Source organism: Caulobacter sp. 602-2 (genome assembly GCF_011043625.1).
Classification (GTDB): Bacteria; Pseudomonadota; Alphaproteobacteria; order Caulobacterales; family Caulobacteraceae; genus Caulobacter.
Genome location: NZ_JAAKGT010000015.1, coordinates 1 through 17537, shown reverse-complemented (window position 1 = coordinate 17537; position 17537 = coordinate 1). Strand labels below are relative to the sequence as shown.

The 17537-nt window shown below is 70.6% G+C and carries 21 protein-coding genes and 1 pseudogene; 13 read left to right on the top strand and 9 right to left on the bottom strand.

Annotated elements, in window-relative coordinates:
* Positions 1 to 13: 13 nt before the first annotated feature.
* Complete coding sequence (locus tag G5B46_RS21715) at positions 14 to 418, top strand: hypothetical protein (protein ID WP_240903609.1); 405 nt, start codon at positions 14 to 16, stop codon at positions 416 to 418.
* Here the strand turns inward: G5B46_RS21715 and G5B46_RS21710 are convergent.
* The gene (locus tag G5B46_RS21710; RefSeq protein WP_165262369.1) at positions 415 to 762 is read right to left on the bottom strand and encodes a hypothetical protein; all 348 of its coding nucleotides are present in this window, start codon (positions 760 to 762) and stop codon (positions 415 to 417) included. The two genes, G5B46_RS21715 and G5B46_RS21710, sit on opposite strands and share 4 nt — an antisense overlap.
* Positions 759 to 1241 carry a nucleoside deaminase gene (locus G5B46_RS21705; RefSeq protein WP_346764968.1) on the bottom strand — a complete coding sequence of 161 codons (483 nt, stop codon included), beginning with the start codon at positions 1239 to 1241 and terminating at the stop codon, positions 759 to 761. Before G5B46_RS21705 ends, G5B46_RS21710 begins: the two co-directional genes overlap by 4 nt.
* Before the next feature lie 104 nt (positions 1242 to 1345).
* Between G5B46_RS21705 and G5B46_RS21700 the strand changes: the two genes are divergently transcribed.
* The 8 genes from G5B46_RS21700 to G5B46_RS21665 all read left to right on the top strand — a co-directional run bounded on the left by G5B46_RS21700 (position 1346) and on the right by G5B46_RS21665 (position 8301).
* Positions 1346 to 2566 (top strand): pseudouridine synthase, encoded by a 1221-nt coding sequence (locus tag G5B46_RS21700; protein WP_165262365.1) that lies wholly within the window; start codon positions 1346 to 1348, stop codon positions 2564 to 2566.
* Between the two features lie 15 nt (positions 2567 to 2581).
* Positions 2582 to 3082, top strand: coding sequence for a DinB family protein (locus G5B46_RS21695; protein WP_346764965.1), 501 nt, complete (start codon positions 2582 to 2584; stop codon positions 3080 to 3082).
* Between the two features lie 83 nt (positions 3083 to 3165).
* Positions 3166 to 4098, top strand: coding sequence for an alpha/beta hydrolase-fold protein (locus G5B46_RS21690; RefSeq protein WP_165262363.1), 933 nt, complete (start codon positions 3166 to 3168; stop codon positions 4096 to 4098).
* A 48-nt stretch (positions 4099 to 4146) separates the two neighbouring features.
* Positions 4147 to 4617: an SRPBCC domain-containing protein gene (locus G5B46_RS21685; RefSeq protein ID WP_165262361.1), complete on the top strand. Its 471-nt coding sequence runs from the start codon at positions 4147 to 4149 to the stop codon at positions 4615 to 4617.
* Positions 4614 to 5075: an iron-sulfur cluster assembly scaffold protein gene (locus G5B46_RS21680; RefSeq protein ID WP_165262359.1), complete on the top strand. Its 462-nt coding sequence runs from the start codon at positions 4614 to 4616 to the stop codon at positions 5073 to 5075. The genes G5B46_RS21685 and G5B46_RS21680 overlap by 4 nt, the downstream gene beginning before the upstream one ends.
* Positions 5076 to 5130: 55 nt before the next feature.
* Positions 5131 to 5385 carry a membrane protein insertion efficiency factor YidD gene (yidD, locus tag G5B46_RS21675; protein WP_165262357.1) on the top strand — a complete coding sequence of 85 codons (255 nt, stop codon included), beginning with the start codon at positions 5131 to 5133 and terminating at the stop codon, positions 5383 to 5385.
* Positions 5382 to 7358 carry a threonine--tRNA ligase gene (gene thrS / locus G5B46_RS21670; RefSeq protein WP_165262355.1) on the top strand — a complete coding sequence of 659 codons (1977 nt, stop codon included), beginning with the start codon at positions 5382 to 5384 and terminating at the stop codon, positions 7356 to 7358. The genes yidD and thrS overlap by 4 nt, the downstream gene beginning before the upstream one ends.
* A gap of 1 nt (position 7359) precedes the next feature.
* On the top strand, positions 7360 to 8301 hold the full coding sequence (locus tag G5B46_RS21665) for a glycosyltransferase family 2 protein (protein ID WP_165262353.1): 942 nt from the start codon (positions 7360 to 7362) through the stop codon (positions 8299 to 8301).
* On the opposite strand, the gene G5B46_RS21660 is transcribed toward G5B46_RS21665, so the two are convergent.
* The 5 genes from G5B46_RS21660 to G5B46_RS21640 form a co-directional block, all read right to left on the bottom strand.
* On the bottom strand, positions 8298 to 9974 hold the full coding sequence (locus G5B46_RS21660) for a DUF4166 domain-containing protein (protein ID WP_165262351.1): 1677 nt from the start codon (positions 9972 to 9974) through the stop codon (positions 8298 to 8300). The two genes, G5B46_RS21665 and G5B46_RS21660, sit on opposite strands and share 4 nt — an antisense overlap.
* The gene (locus tag G5B46_RS21655; protein ID WP_346764964.1) at positions 9971 to 10393 is read right to left on the bottom strand and encodes a thiol-disulfide oxidoreductase DCC family protein; all 423 of its coding nucleotides are present in this window, start codon (positions 10391 to 10393) and stop codon (positions 9971 to 9973) included. Before G5B46_RS21655 ends, G5B46_RS21660 begins: the two co-directional genes overlap by 4 nt.
* Positions 10390 to 10932 (bottom strand): SRPBCC family protein, encoded by a 543-nt coding sequence (locus G5B46_RS21650; protein WP_165262347.1) that lies wholly within the window; start codon positions 10930 to 10932, stop codon positions 10390 to 10392. The genes G5B46_RS21655 and G5B46_RS21650 overlap by 4 nt, the downstream gene beginning before the upstream one ends.
* Positions 10933 to 10982: 50 nt before the next feature.
* Positions 10983 to 11972, bottom strand: a complete 990-nt coding sequence (gene galE, locus G5B46_RS21645) for a UDP-glucose 4-epimerase GalE (RefSeq protein WP_165262345.1) — start codon at positions 11970 to 11972, stop codon at positions 10983 to 10985.
* A 126-nt stretch (positions 11973 to 12098) separates the two neighbouring features.
* Positions 12099 to 12977: an isoaspartyl peptidase/L-asparaginase gene (locus G5B46_RS21640; protein ID WP_165262343.1), complete on the bottom strand. Its 879-nt coding sequence runs from the start codon at positions 12975 to 12977 to the stop codon at positions 12099 to 12101.
* 68 nt (positions 12978 to 13045) lie between these two features.
* On the opposite strand from G5B46_RS21640, the gene G5B46_RS21635 reads away from it, so the two are divergent.
* Positions 13046 to 14044, top strand: a complete 999-nt coding sequence (locus G5B46_RS21635; RefSeq protein ID WP_165262341.1) for an NADPH:quinone oxidoreductase family protein — start codon at positions 13046 to 13048, stop codon at positions 14042 to 14044.
* 13 nt (positions 14045 to 14057) lie between these two features.
* On the opposite strand, the pseudogene G5B46_RS24590 reads toward G5B46_RS21635, so the two are convergent.
* Positions 14058 to 14234 (bottom strand): annotated as a pseudogene (locus tag G5B46_RS24590) (hypothetical protein); the annotation flags it as partial.
* Between the two features lie 161 nt (positions 14235 to 14395).
* Here G5B46_RS24590 and G5B46_RS21630 point away from each other — a divergent pair.
* The 3 genes from G5B46_RS21630 (at position 14396) to G5B46_RS21620 (ending at position 16523) form a co-directional block, all read left to right on the top strand.
* On the top strand, positions 14396 to 15304 hold the full coding sequence (locus G5B46_RS21630; RefSeq protein ID WP_165262339.1) for a WecB/TagA/CpsF family glycosyltransferase: 909 nt from the start codon (positions 14396 to 14398) through the stop codon (positions 15302 to 15304).
* Positions 15305 to 15322: 18 nt separating this feature from the next.
* A complete protein-coding gene (locus G5B46_RS21625; protein ID WP_165262337.1) occupies positions 15323 to 15529 on the top strand; it encodes a hypothetical protein in 207 nt (68 codons plus the stop codon).
* Between the two features lie 103 nt (positions 15530 to 15632).
* Positions 15633 to 16523 carry a glucose 1-dehydrogenase gene (locus G5B46_RS21620; protein WP_165262335.1) on the top strand — a complete coding sequence of 297 codons (891 nt, stop codon included), beginning with the start codon at positions 15633 to 15635 and terminating at the stop codon, positions 16521 to 16523.
* Positions 16524 to 16526: 3 nt separating this feature from the next.
* On the opposite strand, the gene G5B46_RS21615 is transcribed toward G5B46_RS21620, so the two are convergent.
* Positions 16527 to 17501, bottom strand: coding sequence for an NAD-dependent epimerase/dehydratase family protein (locus tag G5B46_RS21615; RefSeq protein ID WP_165262333.1), 975 nt, complete (start codon positions 17499 to 17501; stop codon positions 16527 to 16529).
* Positions 17502 to 17537 lie beyond the last annotated feature (36 nt).

Sequence of the window (17537 nt, the reverse complement as noted above, 5' to 3'; positions counted from 1 at the left end):
TATGCGGAAGGCCATGCGCCGCACCCTCGCCCTCCTCGCCGCCGTCCTGACGCTCGCCGGTCTTGGCGCTTCGCCCGCCCTGGCCAGCGGCGGCGAAGCCAAGAAGGAAGCGCCGCCGACCTATTTCGCCCTGCCGACCATCACCGCCACGGCGATCCGCCGCGACGGCCGCAAGGGCGTGATGACCCTGGAGACCGGCATCGAGGCCAAGGATCCCAAGGTCATGGAGCACGCCCAGGCCTCGACCCCTCGCCTGCGCGCGGCCTTCGCCCAGGTGCTGATGACCTACGCCTCGGGCCTGCGCCGCGGCGCCGTGCCCGACCTCGACTATGTCGGCGCCGAGATGCAGAAGGCCGCCGATCGCGTGCTGGGCCGCAAGGGCGCCAAGGTGCTGCTCGGCTCGGCGATGGTGAACTAGGCTTCGCCGCGACGACGCGCGAACAGGTCGCGCTGCGCGGGGCTCAGGTTCCGCTCAGGCGTATCGACCTCGCGCTTGCTGGCCGGCAAGTGCCGCCGGCGGTCCGCCCAGCCGTAGTAGAGCGTGCCGTGCAGCCCGGGGGCCTCGCGCTTGAGAACCGGCTGTTCCCAGATCGGCTCCAGCACTTCCCGCGCCTTCGGGGCACCGACGCGATCGAAAAGGTCCTCGACCAGTTCAATGTCCTGGCCCGGCTCTGGAAAGATCACGGCGAACTGCTCTTCGGTCGCGAGGAACAGGCTGAAGGTCGCGTTGTCCGCACCGTCTATGATCTGGATGACCTTCACGTCGCGCCATCCTTGCCAGCCTTCTTGGCCCGCCGCGCGCGGAAGAAGCCGCGCAGCAGGTCGGCGCTTTCCTGCGCCATCACCCCGCCCGTCGTCTCCGGCCGCCAGTGGCAGGTGGGCTGGGCGAAGAATTTCGGGCCGTGGATCACCGCCCCGCCCTTGGGATCGTCCGCGCCCCAGACCACCCGGCCGATGCGGGCGTGGCTGATCGCGCCGGCGCACATGGCGCAGGGCTCCAGCGTCACCACCAGGGTCAGGTCCGTCAGCCGGTAGTTTTCCAGCCTGGCGGCCGCCAGCCGCATGGCCGCGATCTCGGCGTGGGCCGTCGGATCGTGCGCCGCGATCGGGCCGTTGCCGGCCCTGGCGATCACCTCGCCGGTCGCAGGATCGAGGATCACCGCCCCCACCGGCGTCTCGCCGCGCTCGGCGGCCGCGCGAGCCTCCTCCAGGGCCAGGGCCATGGCGTCTTCGTCGGTGATGGCAGGGCCTCCGGCTGCAAGCGCTTGATCCTATGGCGGTTCGGCGCCATCACCACAAGCAGCCCATCGTGAGATGCGCCCCCTCCCATCGAAGGAACCAAGGCATGACCGACAAGTACCAGCCCGCCCTGCACGACGCCGTCGAGCATGATCCGGACGCCGAGGGCGGCGAGCGCGTGGCCAAGGCCCTGGCCCGCGCGGGCGTGGCTTCGCGCCGCGAGGTCGAGCGGCTGATCGAGGCCGGCAAGGTCGTGCTGAACGGCCAGGTGCTGACCACCCCGGCCGTGCGGGTGTTTCCGGGCGACCTGCTGGTCGTCGACGGCAAGCTGGTCGAGGACCGCCAGCAGACCCGTCTGTTCCGCTATCACAAGCCCACCGGCCTGGTGACCACCCACAACGATCCCAAGGAGCGCCCGACCGTGTTCGGCGCGCTGCCGCACGGCCTGCCGCGGGTGATCTCGGTCGGCCGCCTCGACCTCAACTCCGAGGGCCTGCTGCTGCTGACCAACGACGGCGAGCTGTCGCGCGCCCTGGAGATGCCGCAGAACGCCTGGACCCGCCGCTATCGCGCCCGCGCCTTCGGTCACGCCACCCAGGAGACGCTGGACAAGCTGAAGGACGGGACGACCATCGAGGGCGTCCGCTACGGCCCGATCGAGGCCCGCCTCGACAAGGCCCAGGAAAAGGCCGGCGGCGGCCGCAACGTCTGGATCACGGTCACCCTGACCGAAGGCAAGAACCGCGAGGTCCGCAAGGTGCTGGAGTCGGTGGGCCTGAAGGTCAACCGCCTGATCCGCCTGTCCTACGGGCCGTTCGCGCTGGGCACGCTGCAGGCGGGCCAGGTCGAGGAGGTCGGCCCCCGGGTGATCCGCGAGCTGCTGGCCGGGGTCATCTCCGAAGAGAACATGCCCACGGGCGACAAGCCGCAGTTCGTCGGCGTCGCCGACCCGCTGTACGCCCCGGGCGTGGCCAAGGACGGCGAGCGCCTGCGCGGCGGCGAGATCCAGCGCCGCGCGCCCACCGGCCGGTCGCCGCAGATCGCCACGCCCAAGGTCGAGGAGCCCAAGAAGGTCTACAAGGCCGGCTGGGCCAAGGCGAAGATCAAGGTCGATCCCAACAAGTCCAAGCCGCGCAAGGCCAAGTCGATCGAGACCAAGTTCGTCACCGAGGCTCCTGCGCGCGGCAAGGGCCCCGGCAAGAGCGTCGGCAAGTTCGCGGGCAAGCCGGGCGCGGGCAAGCCCGGCGCGCGTCCCGCCGGCAAGGCCGGACCCGCGCGTCCAGCCAGGCCCGAGGGCTTCAAGGGCCCGCGCGGCCCCAAACGCTAGCGCGGAGGCGGCCCGGTGCGTGAGTTCTTCTCCCTGATGGCCGGCTACAACGCCTGGGCCAACGACCGCCTGCTGGGCGCCTGCGAGGCGCTGCCGGCGGGAGGCTTCACCGCCGATCGCGGCGGCTTCTTCGGCTCGATCGCCGGGACGCTGAACCACCTGCTGGTGACCGACCGGATCTGGACGGCCCGCCTGGCCGGAACGCCGCTGCCGCCCTACGGCCTGGACACGATGCTGTTCGCCGACCTGGCCGGGCTTCGCGCGGCGAGGGCGGTCGAGGACGCGGCGCTGGTCGCCTATGTCGCCGACCTCACCGACGAGGCCTGCGCCGGGCAGTTCCGCTGGGTGCGCAAGTCCGACGGCGTCGAGGTGGTCGGGCCGCTGTGGAAGACGCTCGCCCACCTGTTCAATCACCAGACCCACCATCGCGGCCAGGCCCACGACCTGATCGGCCAGGCGGGCGTGGCGCCGCCGTCGCTGGACCTGCCGGTCTATCAGCGCGAGGCGGGCGCTTGATCCTGGAGCTGCGTCTTCACACGGCCGAGTTTCGCCACATTCGCCCCTAGGGTGCCCTGGTGCAGCTTTCAGGGGAGTCGGGCATGAGGGGATCTGGACTAGCGGCGGCCTTGCTGGCGGCCTGCGTTCTTCCGGCCTGCGCCGAGCGGGCCGACGCCCAGTCGGCGTCGTCCGCGACGTCCGCCGTCGCCGCGCCTCAGGCCGAGGGCGGGCCCTACGTGCTGAAGGGCACGCAGGTCTGGACCGTGCCCGACCCGGTCTCGGGCCGCGACTACGAGGTCTTCGTCAGCCTGCCGGCCAGCTACGAGGCCAATCCCCAGCGCCGCTATCCGGTCGTCTTCGTCACCGACGCCGACTACGCCTTCCCGATCATTCGCCAGGTCGCTCGCCGGGTGAACCTGGAAGGGCCGGTGATCGAGGAGTTCATCCTCGTGGGCCTGTCCTATTCGCGCGGCGACAGCGGCGTCGTCAGCCGCAACCGCGACTACACGCCCACCCCCAACGGTCCCCGCGGCGCCGGCGCGGCGCTGCACGGCCAGGGCGGCGCCTACCAGGCCTATCTGAAAAGCCAGGCGATCCCCTTCGTCGACCGGCGCTTCCGCACCGATCCCGCCCGCCGGGTGCTGCTGGGCCACTCGTACGGCGGCCTGCTGGGGGCGCAGATCCTGTTCACCGACCCGACGCTGTTTCACGCCTACGTCCTGGGCAGCCCGTCCTTCTGGTTCGACAAGCGCCACATCATGACGATGGAGGCCGACTACGCCCGCGCCCACAAGGACCTGCCGGCCGACGTCTTCATGTACATCGGCGCCTATGAGGCCCCCGGACCCGATCCGCGCAACACCACCGGGCCCGACATGGTCGCCGACATGCGGGCCATGGAGCGGACGCTGAAGTCGCACGGCTATCCCGGCCTGCGCGTGCGGTCGACCGTGCTGGAGGGCGAGGATCACCTGACCGTCGCCCCGGTCGGCTTCACCCGCGCCCTGATGGCCGTGCTGCCGGCGAAGGGCTGATCAATTCACGCCTGTAGCTCCACCCCCGGGATGTGCTAGATCGCGACCATGAAACGCGCCGTCGAACACCGCATCGGGGTCCAGGCCCCCGCCGAGATCGTCTGGGAAGTCGTGTCCGAGTTCGAGCGCTGGCACGAGTGGAACCCGCTCTACGTCAAGGCCGCCGGTCAGCTGAAGATCGGCACGGCCCTGACCCTGGAAGAGGCCATCGGCGATCGCCCGGTCAAGGTGATCCAGCCGATCGTCCAGGACTGGGTGCCCTTCGAGCAGCTTCACTGGCGCTCCCAGCGCCTGGGCGGCTTCGTCACGGCCATCCGCTATCTCGAGGTCGAGAACATGGGCGAGACCAACGCCACCTTCTCGAACGGCGAACTGTTCATGGGCCTCTTGGTCAAGTGGATCTCCAAGGACGAGCGCCGCGCCCTGAAGGCCGCCTTCACGGCGATGGGCGAGGCGGTGCGCGACCGCGCCGAGGCCCTCTGGCAGGCGCGCGCGGCCGCCCCATCTGAAGCCGGATGATCGACGATCTCTACAGCGCCCGCATCCTGACGCTCGTGGCCAACATGCCGCGGGCCGGGCGGCTGGCCGCGCCCGACGCCAGCGCCGAGAAGACGGCCAAGCTGTGCGGCAGCCGGATCGTCGTCGACGTCGTGGTCGAGGGCGGCAAGGTCGCCGACTTCGCCCAGGAGGTTTCGGCCTGCGCCCTGGGCCAGGCCAGCGCCGCGGTGCTGGGGGGCAATGTGATCGGCGCGGATCTCGCCGAACTTGAGTTGGCCCGCGACGCCCTGGCCGCTATGCTGAAAACGAACGGCCCGCACCCTGCGGGCCGCTTTGCGGAGCTCGCCGTGCTGGAGCCGGTCAAGGACTATCCCGCCCGTCACGCCTCGACGCTTCTGGCGTTCGAAGCCGCGGTCGAGGCTGTCCGGAAGGCCACAGGGGCGACCCAAACGCGAACTAGCCGCGCCGGCGCCGCTTGATCGGAGCTTTTCGCGGGTGCGATAAGTCCCCGACTCCGTTCGCGAAAGCGCCGGCATGAGCCTTTATCACCGCGTCGTCGACTTCGGCCTGCGCGCCTACAAGTTGACGCTCTCGCCTCTCATCGGGCGCCAGTGCCGCTACCTTCCGACCTGCTCGGAGTATGCGGCGCAGGCGCTCAAGGAACATGGCCCCGGCATGGGGTCCTGGCTCGCTCTGCGACGGATCTGCCGCTGCAATCCGTTCGGAGGCTGGGGGTACGACCCGCCGCCTCCGCCGCGCGAGCCGCGCAAATGGATGTGTGAAGAATGATCGATCTGGTTTTCCCCGACGGCTCCTCCCGTCAGTACCCCGACGGCTCGACGGGGCGCGACGTGGCCGCCGCCATCTCCAAGTCGCTCGAGAAGAAGGCCCTGCTGATCAAGCTGGACGGTCAGGTGCTCGACCTCGACCGCGCCCTGACGCCCGACCTGCTGACGGGCGAGCGCAAGTTCGAGATCCTGACGCGTGAGGCCCCCGAGGCCCTCGACACCATCCGCCACGACACCGCCCACGTGCTGGCCGAGGCCGTGCAGGAGCTGTTCCCCGGCACGCAGGTGACGATCGGTCCGAACGTCGAGGACGGCTTCTACTACGACTTCGCCCGCGACGAGCCGTTCAGCCTGGACGACCTGGCGACGATCGAAAAGCGCATGAAGGAGATCGTCGACCGCGACGAGAAGATCACGCGCGAGGTCTGGGACCGCGACGAGGCCATCAAGCACTTCGACGAGATCGGCGAGCAGTACAAGGCCCAGATCATCCGCGACCTGCCGGGCACGGACACGATCACGGTCTATCGCCAGGGGAACTGGAAGGACCTCTGCCGCGGCCCGCACCTGCCGTCGACCAAGCATGTCGGCAAGGCCTTCAAGCTGACCAAGCTGGCCGGCGCCTACTGGCGCGGCGACCAGAACAACGCCCAGCTGCAGCGCATCTACGGCACGAGCTGGGCCTCGGAAGCCGACCTCGAGGCCTACCTCAAGCGCATCGAGGAAGCCGAGAAGCGCGATCACCGCAAGCTGGGCAAGTCGCTGGGCCTCTTCCACATGCAGGAAGAGGGTCGCGGCATGGTGTTCTGGCACCCCAAGGGCTGGAAGCTGTGGCAGACGCTGGAGGCCTACATGCGCCGCAGCCTCGACCGCGCCGGCTATATCGAGGTCAAGACGCCCCAGGTCCTCGACAAGACCTTCTGGGAAAACTCGGGCCACTGGGACAAGTACCGCGCCAACATGTTCGTCTGCGAGACGGTCGAAGGCGAGATCCTGTCGCTCAAGCCGATGAACTGCCCCGGCCACGTGCAGATCTGGAACGTCGGCCAGCGCTCGTACCGTGAACTGCCGATGCGCATGGCCGAGTTCGGCGCCTGCCATCGCTACGAGCCGTCGGGCGCCCTGCACGGCCTGATGCGCGTGCGCGCCTTCACCCAGGACGACGCCCACATCTTCTGCCGCGAGGACCAGATCGTCGAGGAGACCGAGCGCTTCATCCGCCTGACGCGGATGATCCACGCCGACCTCGGCATGACGACCAAGTACATCGCCCTGGCCACGCGTCCGGAACTGCGCGCCGGTTCGGACGAGTTCTGGGACAAGGCCGAGGGCATGCTGGCCGAGGCCGCCCGCCTGGCTGGCGTCGAGCCGGTGATCGCCGAGGGCGACGGCGCCTTCTACGCGCCCAAGCTCGATTTCATCGTCCAGGACGCCATCGGCCGCGAGTGGACCTGCGGCACGCTGCAGCTTGATTACGTTCTGCCGGAACGTTTGGGCGCCGAGTACGTTGCCGAAGACGGATCCAAGAAGCGGCCGGTGATGCTGCATCGCGCGATCCTGGGGTCGTTCGAGCGGTTCATCGGGATTCTGTTGGAAAACTACGCGGGCCATCTGCCGCTTTGGCTGGCGCCGACGCAGATCGTCGTGGCGACGATCACGTCCGACGCCGACGACTATGCGCGCACTGTCGTGGAGCGATTGACGGCCGCGGGGCTGCGTGCGGAAGTTGATCTGCGCAATGAGAAGATCAACTACAAGATTCGCGAGCACAGCCTCGCCAAGGTTCCCGTGATCGCGGTGGTCGGGCGCAAGGAAGCCGAGACGGGGCAGGTCGCCCTGCGGCGCCTGGGCGGCGAGGGTCAGCAGATCCTGTCGCTCGACGAGGCGCTGTCGGTGCTCGGCCTGGAAGCCACGCCGCCCGACCTCGCGCGGGCCCGCGCGCCGCAGGTCGCGCCGGAGCTCGCCCAGGTTTGATATGAACAGCATTCTCCCGTCCTTCACGGTCCTCGCCGCAGGCGCGCGTCCCGCCAAGCCCTTGGTTTCGGTGGTGATGGTCGTCTATTGGACGGGAGAAGCGCTGGTCGACAGCATCCGCCACGTGCTGGCCGAGCCGATGGTCGACGAGTTCGTCATCGTCGATAACGGCTCCTCGCCCGAGGACGCCGACATGCTGCGGGCGCTCGGCCTGACCGAGCCCCGCGTGCAACTGGTCCAGGGGCACGGCAATGTCGGCTTCGCCTGCGGCGCCAACCTGGGCGCCTCGGTCAGCCAGGGCGAATACCTGATCTTCCTCAATCCCGACGCCAACGTGCAGCCCGACTGCGTGCCGGCCATGGTCGCGGCCTTCCGGGACCAGCCGGTGCCGACCGTGATGGGCGCGCGGGTCATGAACATCGACGGCACCGAGCAGCGCGGCGGCCGTCGCGGCGAGGTGACCCCGGTCACCACCCTGCTCAGCCTTTCGCAGCTCAGCCAGAAGATGGCGCGCTTCAAGCGTTTCGAGATCCACCGCGAACACGACCCGCTGCCGGCCGAGCCGACGCCGATGCCGACCATCTCCGGCGCCTGCTTCGCCCTGCGGCGGGTCGATTTCGACGCCCTGGCCGGCTTCGACGAGGGCTATTTCCTGCACGTCGAGGACGTCGACCTGTGCTGGCGCGCGCGCCAGGCCGGCGGCCAGGTGCTGTTCCATCCCAACGCTCGCGTCATCCACCTGGGCCACACCAGCCTGGAGCACCCGGTCAAGGTCGAGTTCCACAAGGGCGTGGGCCTGGCGCGCTACTTCATCAAGCGGGCCGACAACATCCAGCGCTACGTGCTGGCGGTGATGCTGGCTCCGCTGATCCTGGGGCTGTCGGTCTGCCGGCCGGCCATCAATGCGCGCCTGCGCAAGTCCAAGGCCAAGAGCCACGCCTAGAGGGCGGGTTTCAACCGCCCCGCATAGCCGAAGATCACGCCCAGCCACGGATGGGCGACCAGCACGCGGAACCGATAGGTCCCGTCGCGCTCGAAGGTCCGCGCCCGGGTGCGCGGCGCCCAGGCGGCGGGCAGGGGCAGGGCCCCCAGCCGCCAGCTTTCGAAGTTCCAGGAAAAACCGCCGGCATAGGGCGCGGCGTGGAAGCGGAAGGTCAGCGCGCCGACCGTTTCCTCGAAGGCGAACGGATCGTCCGCCGCCGGACGGATGCGGGAGGCGAACGTCCGGCCGTCGAACCGGCGGGTCCAGGCCTCGCAGCCGTCCTTCCGCGGGGCGATCGACACCGTGGTGGCGTGGGTTCCCGGCTCGGGCAGGCCCTGCAGACGGCGGGCCAGGGCCGCCAGGCCGCCGCCGCCACGGGCGCGGGCGCGGCCGACCAGGGTTGTCGTCTCTTCGCCCAGATGGGCGGCGCGGACGAAGGCCGGCAGGTCCGCGAACGCCGCGCCGAGCGCGCGCGGAAACACTCCCGGCGCGGCGGGGGCGGCGGTGTCGATCCGCGTCGTGATCGGCAGGCCGTCCAGCGGGGCCAGCAAGGCGGAAAGGTCGACCAGGCCGACGCAGGAGCAGGCTCGGGGCGCATCGAGGGCGCCGTCCAGCAGCGCGCCCGCCACGGCCGCGGCCGGGGCGGCGGGCACGTTGGGTCCCGCGCCCCGCTCGGCCCAAAGGCTCCAGCGGGCGGCGATCGGCGCGCCGGCGGCGTCCAGTCCCTCGGCGCGCACGGTCATGCCGCCCCGGTCCGAGCCCAGCGGCGCCAGCAGGCCCGCGCCCGCGTTCAGCGCGGCGGCCAGCGGCTCCAGCGTCGAGACCAGCCGCCAGCGGCGCAGGAAGCTCAGCAGCCAGAGGCCCAGATGCAGCGGCGCCAGTTCAAGCCCGGCGCCGAACAGCGCATCGCGCGTGGGGGCGTAGCGCTGGCGCAACTGGTCGAGGTCGGGCGTTTCGGCCAGGCTGGTCCAGCGCCGGCCAAGTCCGGGAAAGGCCAGGCGCCGGGGGCGGCTCCAGCCCGGTCGCTCGACCAGGCGTCCGCCCGAGAACACCGCCACCGGGCCGCCGGTCCAGCGCAGGATGGCCCGGATCACCGACAGGCCGCGCGGCGCCCGCGCGCCGGGCGAGATCGCCGCCTCGATGCGGTCGATGCGGGTCCAGCCCGCCGTCAGCCGGTCCGCCGCCGCACAGGTCAGGGCCGGGGTCGAGCTGGCCCCGGTGATCGCCCATCGCCCTGCTTCGAGCGCGCAGGCCGCCAGGCGCTCGGGAAAGGCGGCGACGAAGTCGCGGGCGTCGGCCAGGTCCACATAGTGCGCGCCGGCCGCCAGCGCGGCTTTGGCGAAGGCGCCGTCCTGGCCCTGGAACGGCCCGGCGGCGTCGATCACCACCGTCGCGCCCAGGCGCTCCAGGTTCCCGGGCCGCTCGCGATCGACCAGGGCGATCTCGATCCCGGCCGCCGGGTCCTGATTGCAAAGATCGGTCCGCAAGGCCTCCAGCGGCTCCAGGCGGCGGGCCGCCAGCACCAGGTCGATGTCGGCCCGCCGGGCCAGCATCCGGGCCAGGCGCGCGCCGAAGACGCCGCTGGCGCCCACCAGCACCACGCGCTTGCGATCGCCGAGGGGGAGGGGGGTCATGCGGTCGGCGGCTCCAGCAGGAAGCGGGCGCGCTGCTCCGGCGTCGGGACCATGCAGCTCGACCGCTTGCCCATCAGCCGATAGCGGTTGGCGGCCAGCCAGTCGTAGCCGGCGTCCAGCCAGGGCTCGGGCAGCAGACCGACGACGGCCGCCAGCCACGACCAGGGCGCGCCCAGCCGGCGCAGCAGGGCCAGGATCGCGGCGCTCTTCTCCAGCGCCCGCCCGTCGTCGAGATAGAGGAAGCTGGCCGGATGGTCTGGATCGATCCCGTGGGCGATCGCCAGGGCCCGGCCGTAGTCCGACTGGATAGGGGTGAAGCGCATGACGCCCTTGCGGTCGATGGCCAGCACCGCACGCACCGAGCCCGAGCACAGGTTGCAGACCCCGTCGAACAGCCACAGCGGCTGAGGATGGCTCACGGCCGGTTCTCCAGGCATTCGCGCTTGAGGGCCTGCAGCGCGGCGGGCACGTCGCGCCGCATGGCCGCCGCCGCCATCCCCGCGGGCAGGCCGAACGGGGCGCTGACCTTGTTTTCATAGACCACCCGGGTGGCCGCCCCGTCGTCCAGCGGCGTCAGCAGCCACTGGCCCTCGCAGTCGTCGATGTCGCCGCCGATGCAGCGAAAGCCGATGCGCCGCCCGGGCTCCAGCTCCAGCCGCGACACCGACCGCAGCATCGGCGAGAACAGCCCGCGCTTGATCCAGTGCTCGCGGGTCTCGGTGCGGCCGTCGGCGGAGCGTTCGAGCACGGCGCAGCGCTTGACGCTGGGGGTCATGCGCGAGGCCAGCCGGCAGTCGAGGATGGTGCGCCAGACCCGTTCGGGCGGGGCGGGAATGTCGATGGACGCCCGCACCTCGCCGCGTCCGTCGGCCCCGGCCCGCACGTCGGCGGCGCCGTCCGCCGCGATCGCCGGGGGCGTCGCGGCCAGCCAGAGAAGGGCGAGGGCCAGGCCGTTCATGACCCCACGCTAGAGGGTTTCCACCCTGGCGGGAAAGCCGCTTTCGCCGCCTATCGCCTCAGCGCGGCCGCGCCGCCCGCGTGCCAGGCCCAGGCGTGCTCGATGATCTCGTCCAGCCCGTAGCGCGGGGTCCAGCCCAGCAGCGCGCGGGCCTTGCTGTTGTCGGCCACCAGGCTGGGGGCGTCGCCGTCGCGGCGGGGGGCCGGCTCCAGCGGGAACGGCCGGTTCGAGCGCCGCTCGATGGCGCCGACCAGTTCCTTGACCGTGGTGCCCGTGCCGGTGCCCAGGTTGAAGGCCGCGCTCTCCTTGCCGGCCAGCAGCCACTTCAGCGCCGCCACGTGGGCGTCGGCCAGGTCCAGCACGTGGATGTAGTCGCGCACGCAGGTGCCGTCGCGGGTGTCGTAGTCCTCGCCGAACAGCATGAACTTGTCGCGTTCGCCCCGCGCGGCGGCGATGGCCAGCGGGATGGCGTGGGTCTCCGGCTCGTGCTTCTCGCCGATGCGGCCTTCGGGGTCGGCGCCGGCGGCGTTGAAATAGCGCAGCGCCACCGAGCGGAAGCCCTTGTAGCGGTCCATGTCGCGCAGGATCTCCTCGACCATCAGCTTGCTGCGGCCATAGGGATTGAGCGGCGCCTGCGGGTGGGTCTCGTCCATCGGCACGCGCACCGGCGCGCCGTAGGTGGCGCAGGTCGACGAGAACACCAGCTTGTCGATCCCGGCGCGGCGGGCGGCCTCGATCAGGGTGATCGTGCCGCCGACATTGTTGCCGTAGAATGGACCGGGCTCGGCCACCGAGAAGCCGACCTCGATGAAGGCGGCGAAATGGATCACCGCGGCCGGCCTGTGCTTAGCCAGCACCTCGTCCAGGCGGGCGGCGTCGTTGATGTCGCCCACTTCCAGCGGGCCCCACTGGACGAAGCTTTCCCAGCCGTTGCTCAGGTTGTCGTAGACGACGGGCGTGAAGCCGGCCTCGGCCAGCCGCAGGCAGGTGTGCGAACCGATATAGCCCGCGCCGCCGGCCACCAGGATGGTTTCGCCCAAGATCGCGCTCCGTTCAGCGATGGGTTGAGGATCCCCCCGGCTCTTCTTGGCGGACGCCCCGGCCGGGTCAAGACGCGACGAGGCCTAGCGGGGACTTATGACGCCTTTGCGGTCGCCGTCGCCCATTCAGAAGGCTTCGGCGAGGATGCTTCCGTCGGGCATCAGGGCCGCGCGCTTGAGACCGCTGGAGGCGAACGGCATGGCGACATTGCCGTCACGGTCCACCGACACCAGGCCGCCGTGGCCGCCGAGATCGGCCACGCCCTGGATGGCGCCGGCCGCGGCCTCGTCCAGGCCCTGGCCGCCGAAGCGGATGCGGTGGGCGATCTGGGCGCCGACGGCGGTGCGGATGAAGTACTCGCCCTGGCCGGTGCACGACACCGCCGCCCAGCCGTCGGCCCAGGCCCCCGCGCCGATGATGGGGCTGTCGCCCACCCGGCCCGGCAGCTTGCCGAACACGCCGGCGGTCGAGGTGGCGGCGGCCAGACGGCCATCCTGGTCCAGCGCGACGCAGCCGACGGTGCCGGTGGGAAGCCCGCCGGGCGGGGCGTTGTCCTCGAAGGCGCCGGCGCGGGTGTAGTAGCCCTCAGGATCGGAGATCGTCTCCAGTCCCTGGGCGCGGGCGAAGGCCATGGCGCCCTCGCCGGCCAGCATCACGTGCGGGGTCTGGTCCATCACCGCCCGGGCGGCGCGGATGGGGCTGGCGAAGCCCTGCAGCGCGGCCACCGAGCCGGCGCGGCTGGTGGCGCCGTCCATCAGGCTGGCGTCCAGCTCGTACTCGCCGTCGGCGTTGGGCGAGGCGCCCTTGCCGGCGATGTACAGGCCCGAGGCCTCCAGCGCCGCCACCGTCTCGACCACCACGTCCAGCGCCGCGGCGCCCGCCGCCAGGCGCTCGCGGCCGGCCTCGATCAGGCCGCGCATGTGGGCGATTTCGACCGAGTAGTCATGGCTGCGCTTGGCGCCGGCGCCGCCGTGCAGGGCGAGGGTAAAACGTTTGTTTGACATTTGGCTTTCTCGGTCGTCGCGCCTGCGCTAGCGTCGGCCTTCTAAACAAAGAGACTGGGAGAAGCGAGATGAAGGCGGTGCTCAGCAAGGCGGTCGGCGGTCCCGAGACCCTGGTGCTGGAGGACCTGCCCGATCCGGTTCCCGCGCCCGGCCAGGTGCTGATCGACGTCAAGGCCTGCGGGGTCAACTATCCCGACCTGCTGATCATCCAGGACATGTACCAGTTCAAGCCCACGCGCCCCTTCGCCCCCGGCGGCGAGGTCTCGGGCGTGGTGGCGGCCCTGGGCGAGGGCGTCACCAGCCTGTCGGTCGGCCAGCGGGTGCTGGCGTCCACCGGCTGGGGCGGCATGGCCGACAAGCTGGCCGTCGAGGCCGCCCGCTGCACGCCGATCCCCGACGCCATGCCCTTCGACGAGGCCTCGGCCTTCATCCTGACCTACGGCACCTCCTACTACGCCCTGAAGGACCGCGGCTTCCTCAAGCCGGGCCAGACCCTGCTGGTGCTCGGCGCGGCCGGCGGCGTGGGCCTGGCGGCGGTGGAACTGGGCAAGGCCATGGGCGCGCGGGTGATCGCGGCGGCCTCCAGCCAGGAGAAGGTGGATCTGGCCATCTCGCGCGGCGCCGACGCCGGCGTCGTCTATGCCCGTGGCCCCTTCGACAAGGACGGCCAGAAGGCCCTGGCCGACCAGCTGAAGGCCGCCTGCGGCCCCAATGGCTGGGACGTGGCCTATGACGCGGTCGGCGGCGACTATTCCGAAGCCACCATCCGCGCCGCCGGCTGGGGCGGGCGCATGCTGGTGATCGGCTTCCCGTCGGGCATCCCGAAGATCCCGCTGAACCTCACCCTGCTGAAGTCGTGCGACATCGTCGGCGTGTTCTGGGGCGCGGCGGTGGCTCGCGATCCGGCCGGCCACGCCGCCAACGTGCGCGAGTTGATGGACCTCTACGCCGCCGGCAAGATCAAGCCGTACGTCTCCGAGCGCTTTCCCCTGGAAAAGGCTGGCGACGCCATCGCCCACCTCGCCAGCCGCAAGGCCATGGGCAAGGTGGTGGTGACGACGGAGTAGGGGACGGCGCTTGCAAAGACCCTCTCCCATAGGGAGAGGGAGGGGCCCGCCGCGAAGCGGTGGGAGGGTGAGGGGTTACGAGGTCGGACGGCGCGCCGGCGCTCCGTCAAACGCCGTAACCCCTCACCCCGGCACTCTCCCTATGGGAGAGGGAGCTGAAGCAGGTCCCGCCCCCGCAGCAGGCGTACAGGCCGCGGCGTGGTTAAGTCTTCGCAAATCGCCTGCCTGTCGTCCCGTTCTGAAACAACAGTAAAATCATACGGTTAAACGGTCGGTAAGGACGTCCCTTAGCAAAGCGGTGAGATCAACTGGGCTATTGCTGCTCTTCGAATAGTCGGAGGCGGCGTTCAGATGTTCCTTCCTGCTCGCGACGCGTTTCCCGTGGAGGCGCGCCGCCCGTACCGCATGAACCGGCGTCCCGAGGAGCGCGTGAAGGTGCTCGGGGGCGAGATGGATCTCGTGCGCCCCGAGGAGGTCTTCCACTTCGTGGCGGGCCGGATCGCGGGCGGCAAGGGCGCGATCGTCGCCAACCACAACCTGCACAGCCTCTACCTGATCCAGAAGGACCCGCAGGTCGTCGAGTTCTTCAAGGCCGCCGAGCTGATCGAGGTCGACAGCGTGCCGCTGATCTTCTGGGCGCGCATCGTCGGCCGGGCCAGCCGCCGCTTCCATCGCTGCACCTACCTCGACTGGCGCAACGACTTCTGGGCGCGCGCGACCAAGGAGAACTGGAAGGTGTTCTTCGTCGGCGGCGCTCCGGGCGTGGCCGACAAGGCGCTGGAAAACATCCGTCGCGACTGGCCAGGCGCCCAGGTCGAGAGCCACCAGGGCTATTTCGACGTCACCGACGGTTCGCCCGAGAACGAGGCGGTGGTCGCCAAGATCAAGGCCTACAAGCCCGACATCCTGTTCGTGGGCATGGGCATGCCGCGCCAGGAGAAGTGGCTGCTGGAGAACCACAAGAAGCTCGACCCCTGCGTCGGCTTCACGGTCGGCGGCGCCTTCGACTACGAGGCCGGCGTGCAGCTGGCCGCCCCGCGCTGGATGGGGCAGGTGGGCATGGAATGGCTGTTCCGGCTGATGGCCGATCCCGAGCGGCTGTTCACCCGCTACTGCGTCGAACCGTGGCATCTGTTCGGTCCGGCGATGGTCGACGCCCGCAACGCTCTTGCGCGGCAGCTGAAGCCGGGCAAAAAGAAGAACGCCGTTCCGCCGGAGGCCGCCTATCGGCGCGCCACCGATCTCGCGCTCAAGCCTTAACCGGACCGTGGGGGACCAATGGGTTTGAAGATCGACAAGAAGCCGCGTCGACGGGCCGCCGAGCAGCCCAACGCCTGGCAGCGCGTCTGCGCCGTCTTCGGCCTGGCCGGCCTGGTGCTGGCCTGGGCGGTGATGCTGGTCCCGTGCGCCCTCTGGCTGCTGTTCAGCCTGATCGCCCGGCGTCCCGCGCAGGGCCGCCAGCTGTTCGGCCGCGCCGCCGGCTGACTGACGCCACGTAAGGCTGGCCGCTGGCGGCCGCCCGTCCCATGATCCTCCCGCGCCAAGCGGCCCGCTTCCAGAGGCCGTGCGCCAAAAGGGAGGATGCCGCATGGGCGGACGTCTGGACGGCAAGGTCGCCGTCGTCACCGGGGCCTGCTCGGGCATAGGCCTGGGAACCGTCGAACTGTTCGCAGCCCAGGGCGCGAAGGTGATCGCCGCCGACCTGCAGGCCGAAAAGGGCGCGATCCTGGAGCAGCGCTTCCCGGACGCCGTGCGCTTCTCTCGCTGCGACGTCACCGTCGAGGACGACATCGCCGCCGCCATCGGCCTGGCGACCAAGGCCTTCGGCGGCCTCGACATCCTGTTCAACAACGCCGGCCACGGCGGCGCGCCCAACGGCGTGGCCGACATGACCGGCGCGGCCTGGGACGCCACCTTCGCGGTGCTGCTGCGCGGGCCGGTGCTGGGCATGAAGCACGCCCTGCCGGCCATGCTGGCGCGCGGCGGCGGCTCGATCATCAACACCGCCTCGATCGCCGGCCTGCAGGCGGGCTTCGGGCCGCTGGCCTATTCCTCGGCCAAGGCGGCGGTGATCCACATGACCCGCTGCGCGGCGGCCGAGCTGTCGCCGCTGGGCGTGCGGGTCAACGCCATCTGTCCGGGCCTGATCGCCACCTCGATCTTCGGGGCCTCGATCGGCCTGCCGCGCGAGGTCGCCGACCAGATGGCCGCGCGCGTGGCCGAGGTCGGCCCCAAGATCCAGCCGATCGCCAAGGCCGGCCTGCCCGACGACATCGCCGCCGCCGCCCTCTATCTGGCCAGTGACGACAGCGCCTTCGTCAGCGGAACCCACATCGTCGTCGACGGCGGCATCACCATCGGCCCGCGCAGCAGCTGGGACGTGCGCACGCCCTCGCCGATCCTGGCGGCCATGGGCGTCTCGCCCGAACAGGCGCAGGCCATGCGCGCGGCGATGATCGCCGGCCAGGCCGCGGAGTAGACTCTAGCCGTAGAAGTCGGCGTACCAGGCCGCGAAGCGCTTCAGGCCCTCGGCGACGCCGACCGCGGGCCTGTAGCCGGTCAGGGCGTGCAGCTTGGAGACGTCGGCGTAGGTGGCCGGCACGTCGCCCGGCTGCATCGGCAGGAAGACCTTCTCGGCCTGCCGGCCGATGGCGCTCTCCAGGGCGGCGATCATGTCCATCAGGCCGACGGGATTGCTGTCGCCGATGTTGTAGACCTCGTGCCCGCCGCGCGGGGGCGGGTTGTCGAGCACGCCGATAATGCCGTCGACGATGTCGTCGATATAGGTGAAGTCGCGGGCCATCCTGCCCTCGCCATAGACCTCGATCGGCTCGCCGCGCAGGATCTTCTGGGTGAAGCTGAAATAGGCCATGTCGGGCCGGCCCCAGGGGCCGTAGACCGTGAAGAAGCGCAGGCCCGCCTGCGGGAAGCCGTACAGGCTGGCGTAGCTCTGGCTCAGCAGCTCGCAAGAGCGCTTGGTGGCCGCGTACAGCGACACCGGGGCCTCGGCCGGATCGGTTTCCTTGAAGCCCTCGCCGGCCAGGGGCCGGTCGCCATAGACGCTGCTGGACGAGGCGTAGACCAGGGCCTCGACCCCGCCGTGGCGGCAGGCCTCCAGCACCGACAGGTGCCCGGCCAGGTTCGAGCGCTCGTAGGCGAAGGGATTGTCGATCGAGTAGCGAACCCCGGCCTGGGCGGCCAGGTGGACGATCCGCTTCACGCCCGACGACCTGACCAGCGCCAGCAGGGCCTCGTGCTCGGCGATGTCCATGCGGATCATCGTAAAGCCCGGGCGGCCTTCCAGGCGTGCGGCGCGGGCGGCCTTCAGGGCCGGGTCGTAATAGGCGTTGAAGACGTCGACGCCGATCACCGTCTCGCCGCGATCGAGCAGCCGCTCGACCACGTGCATGCCGATGAAGCCGGCCGCGCCGGTGACGAGGATCGGCCCGTCGGTCATGCCCCGCGCCCCACCGAGGCGTAGGTGAAGCCGTGA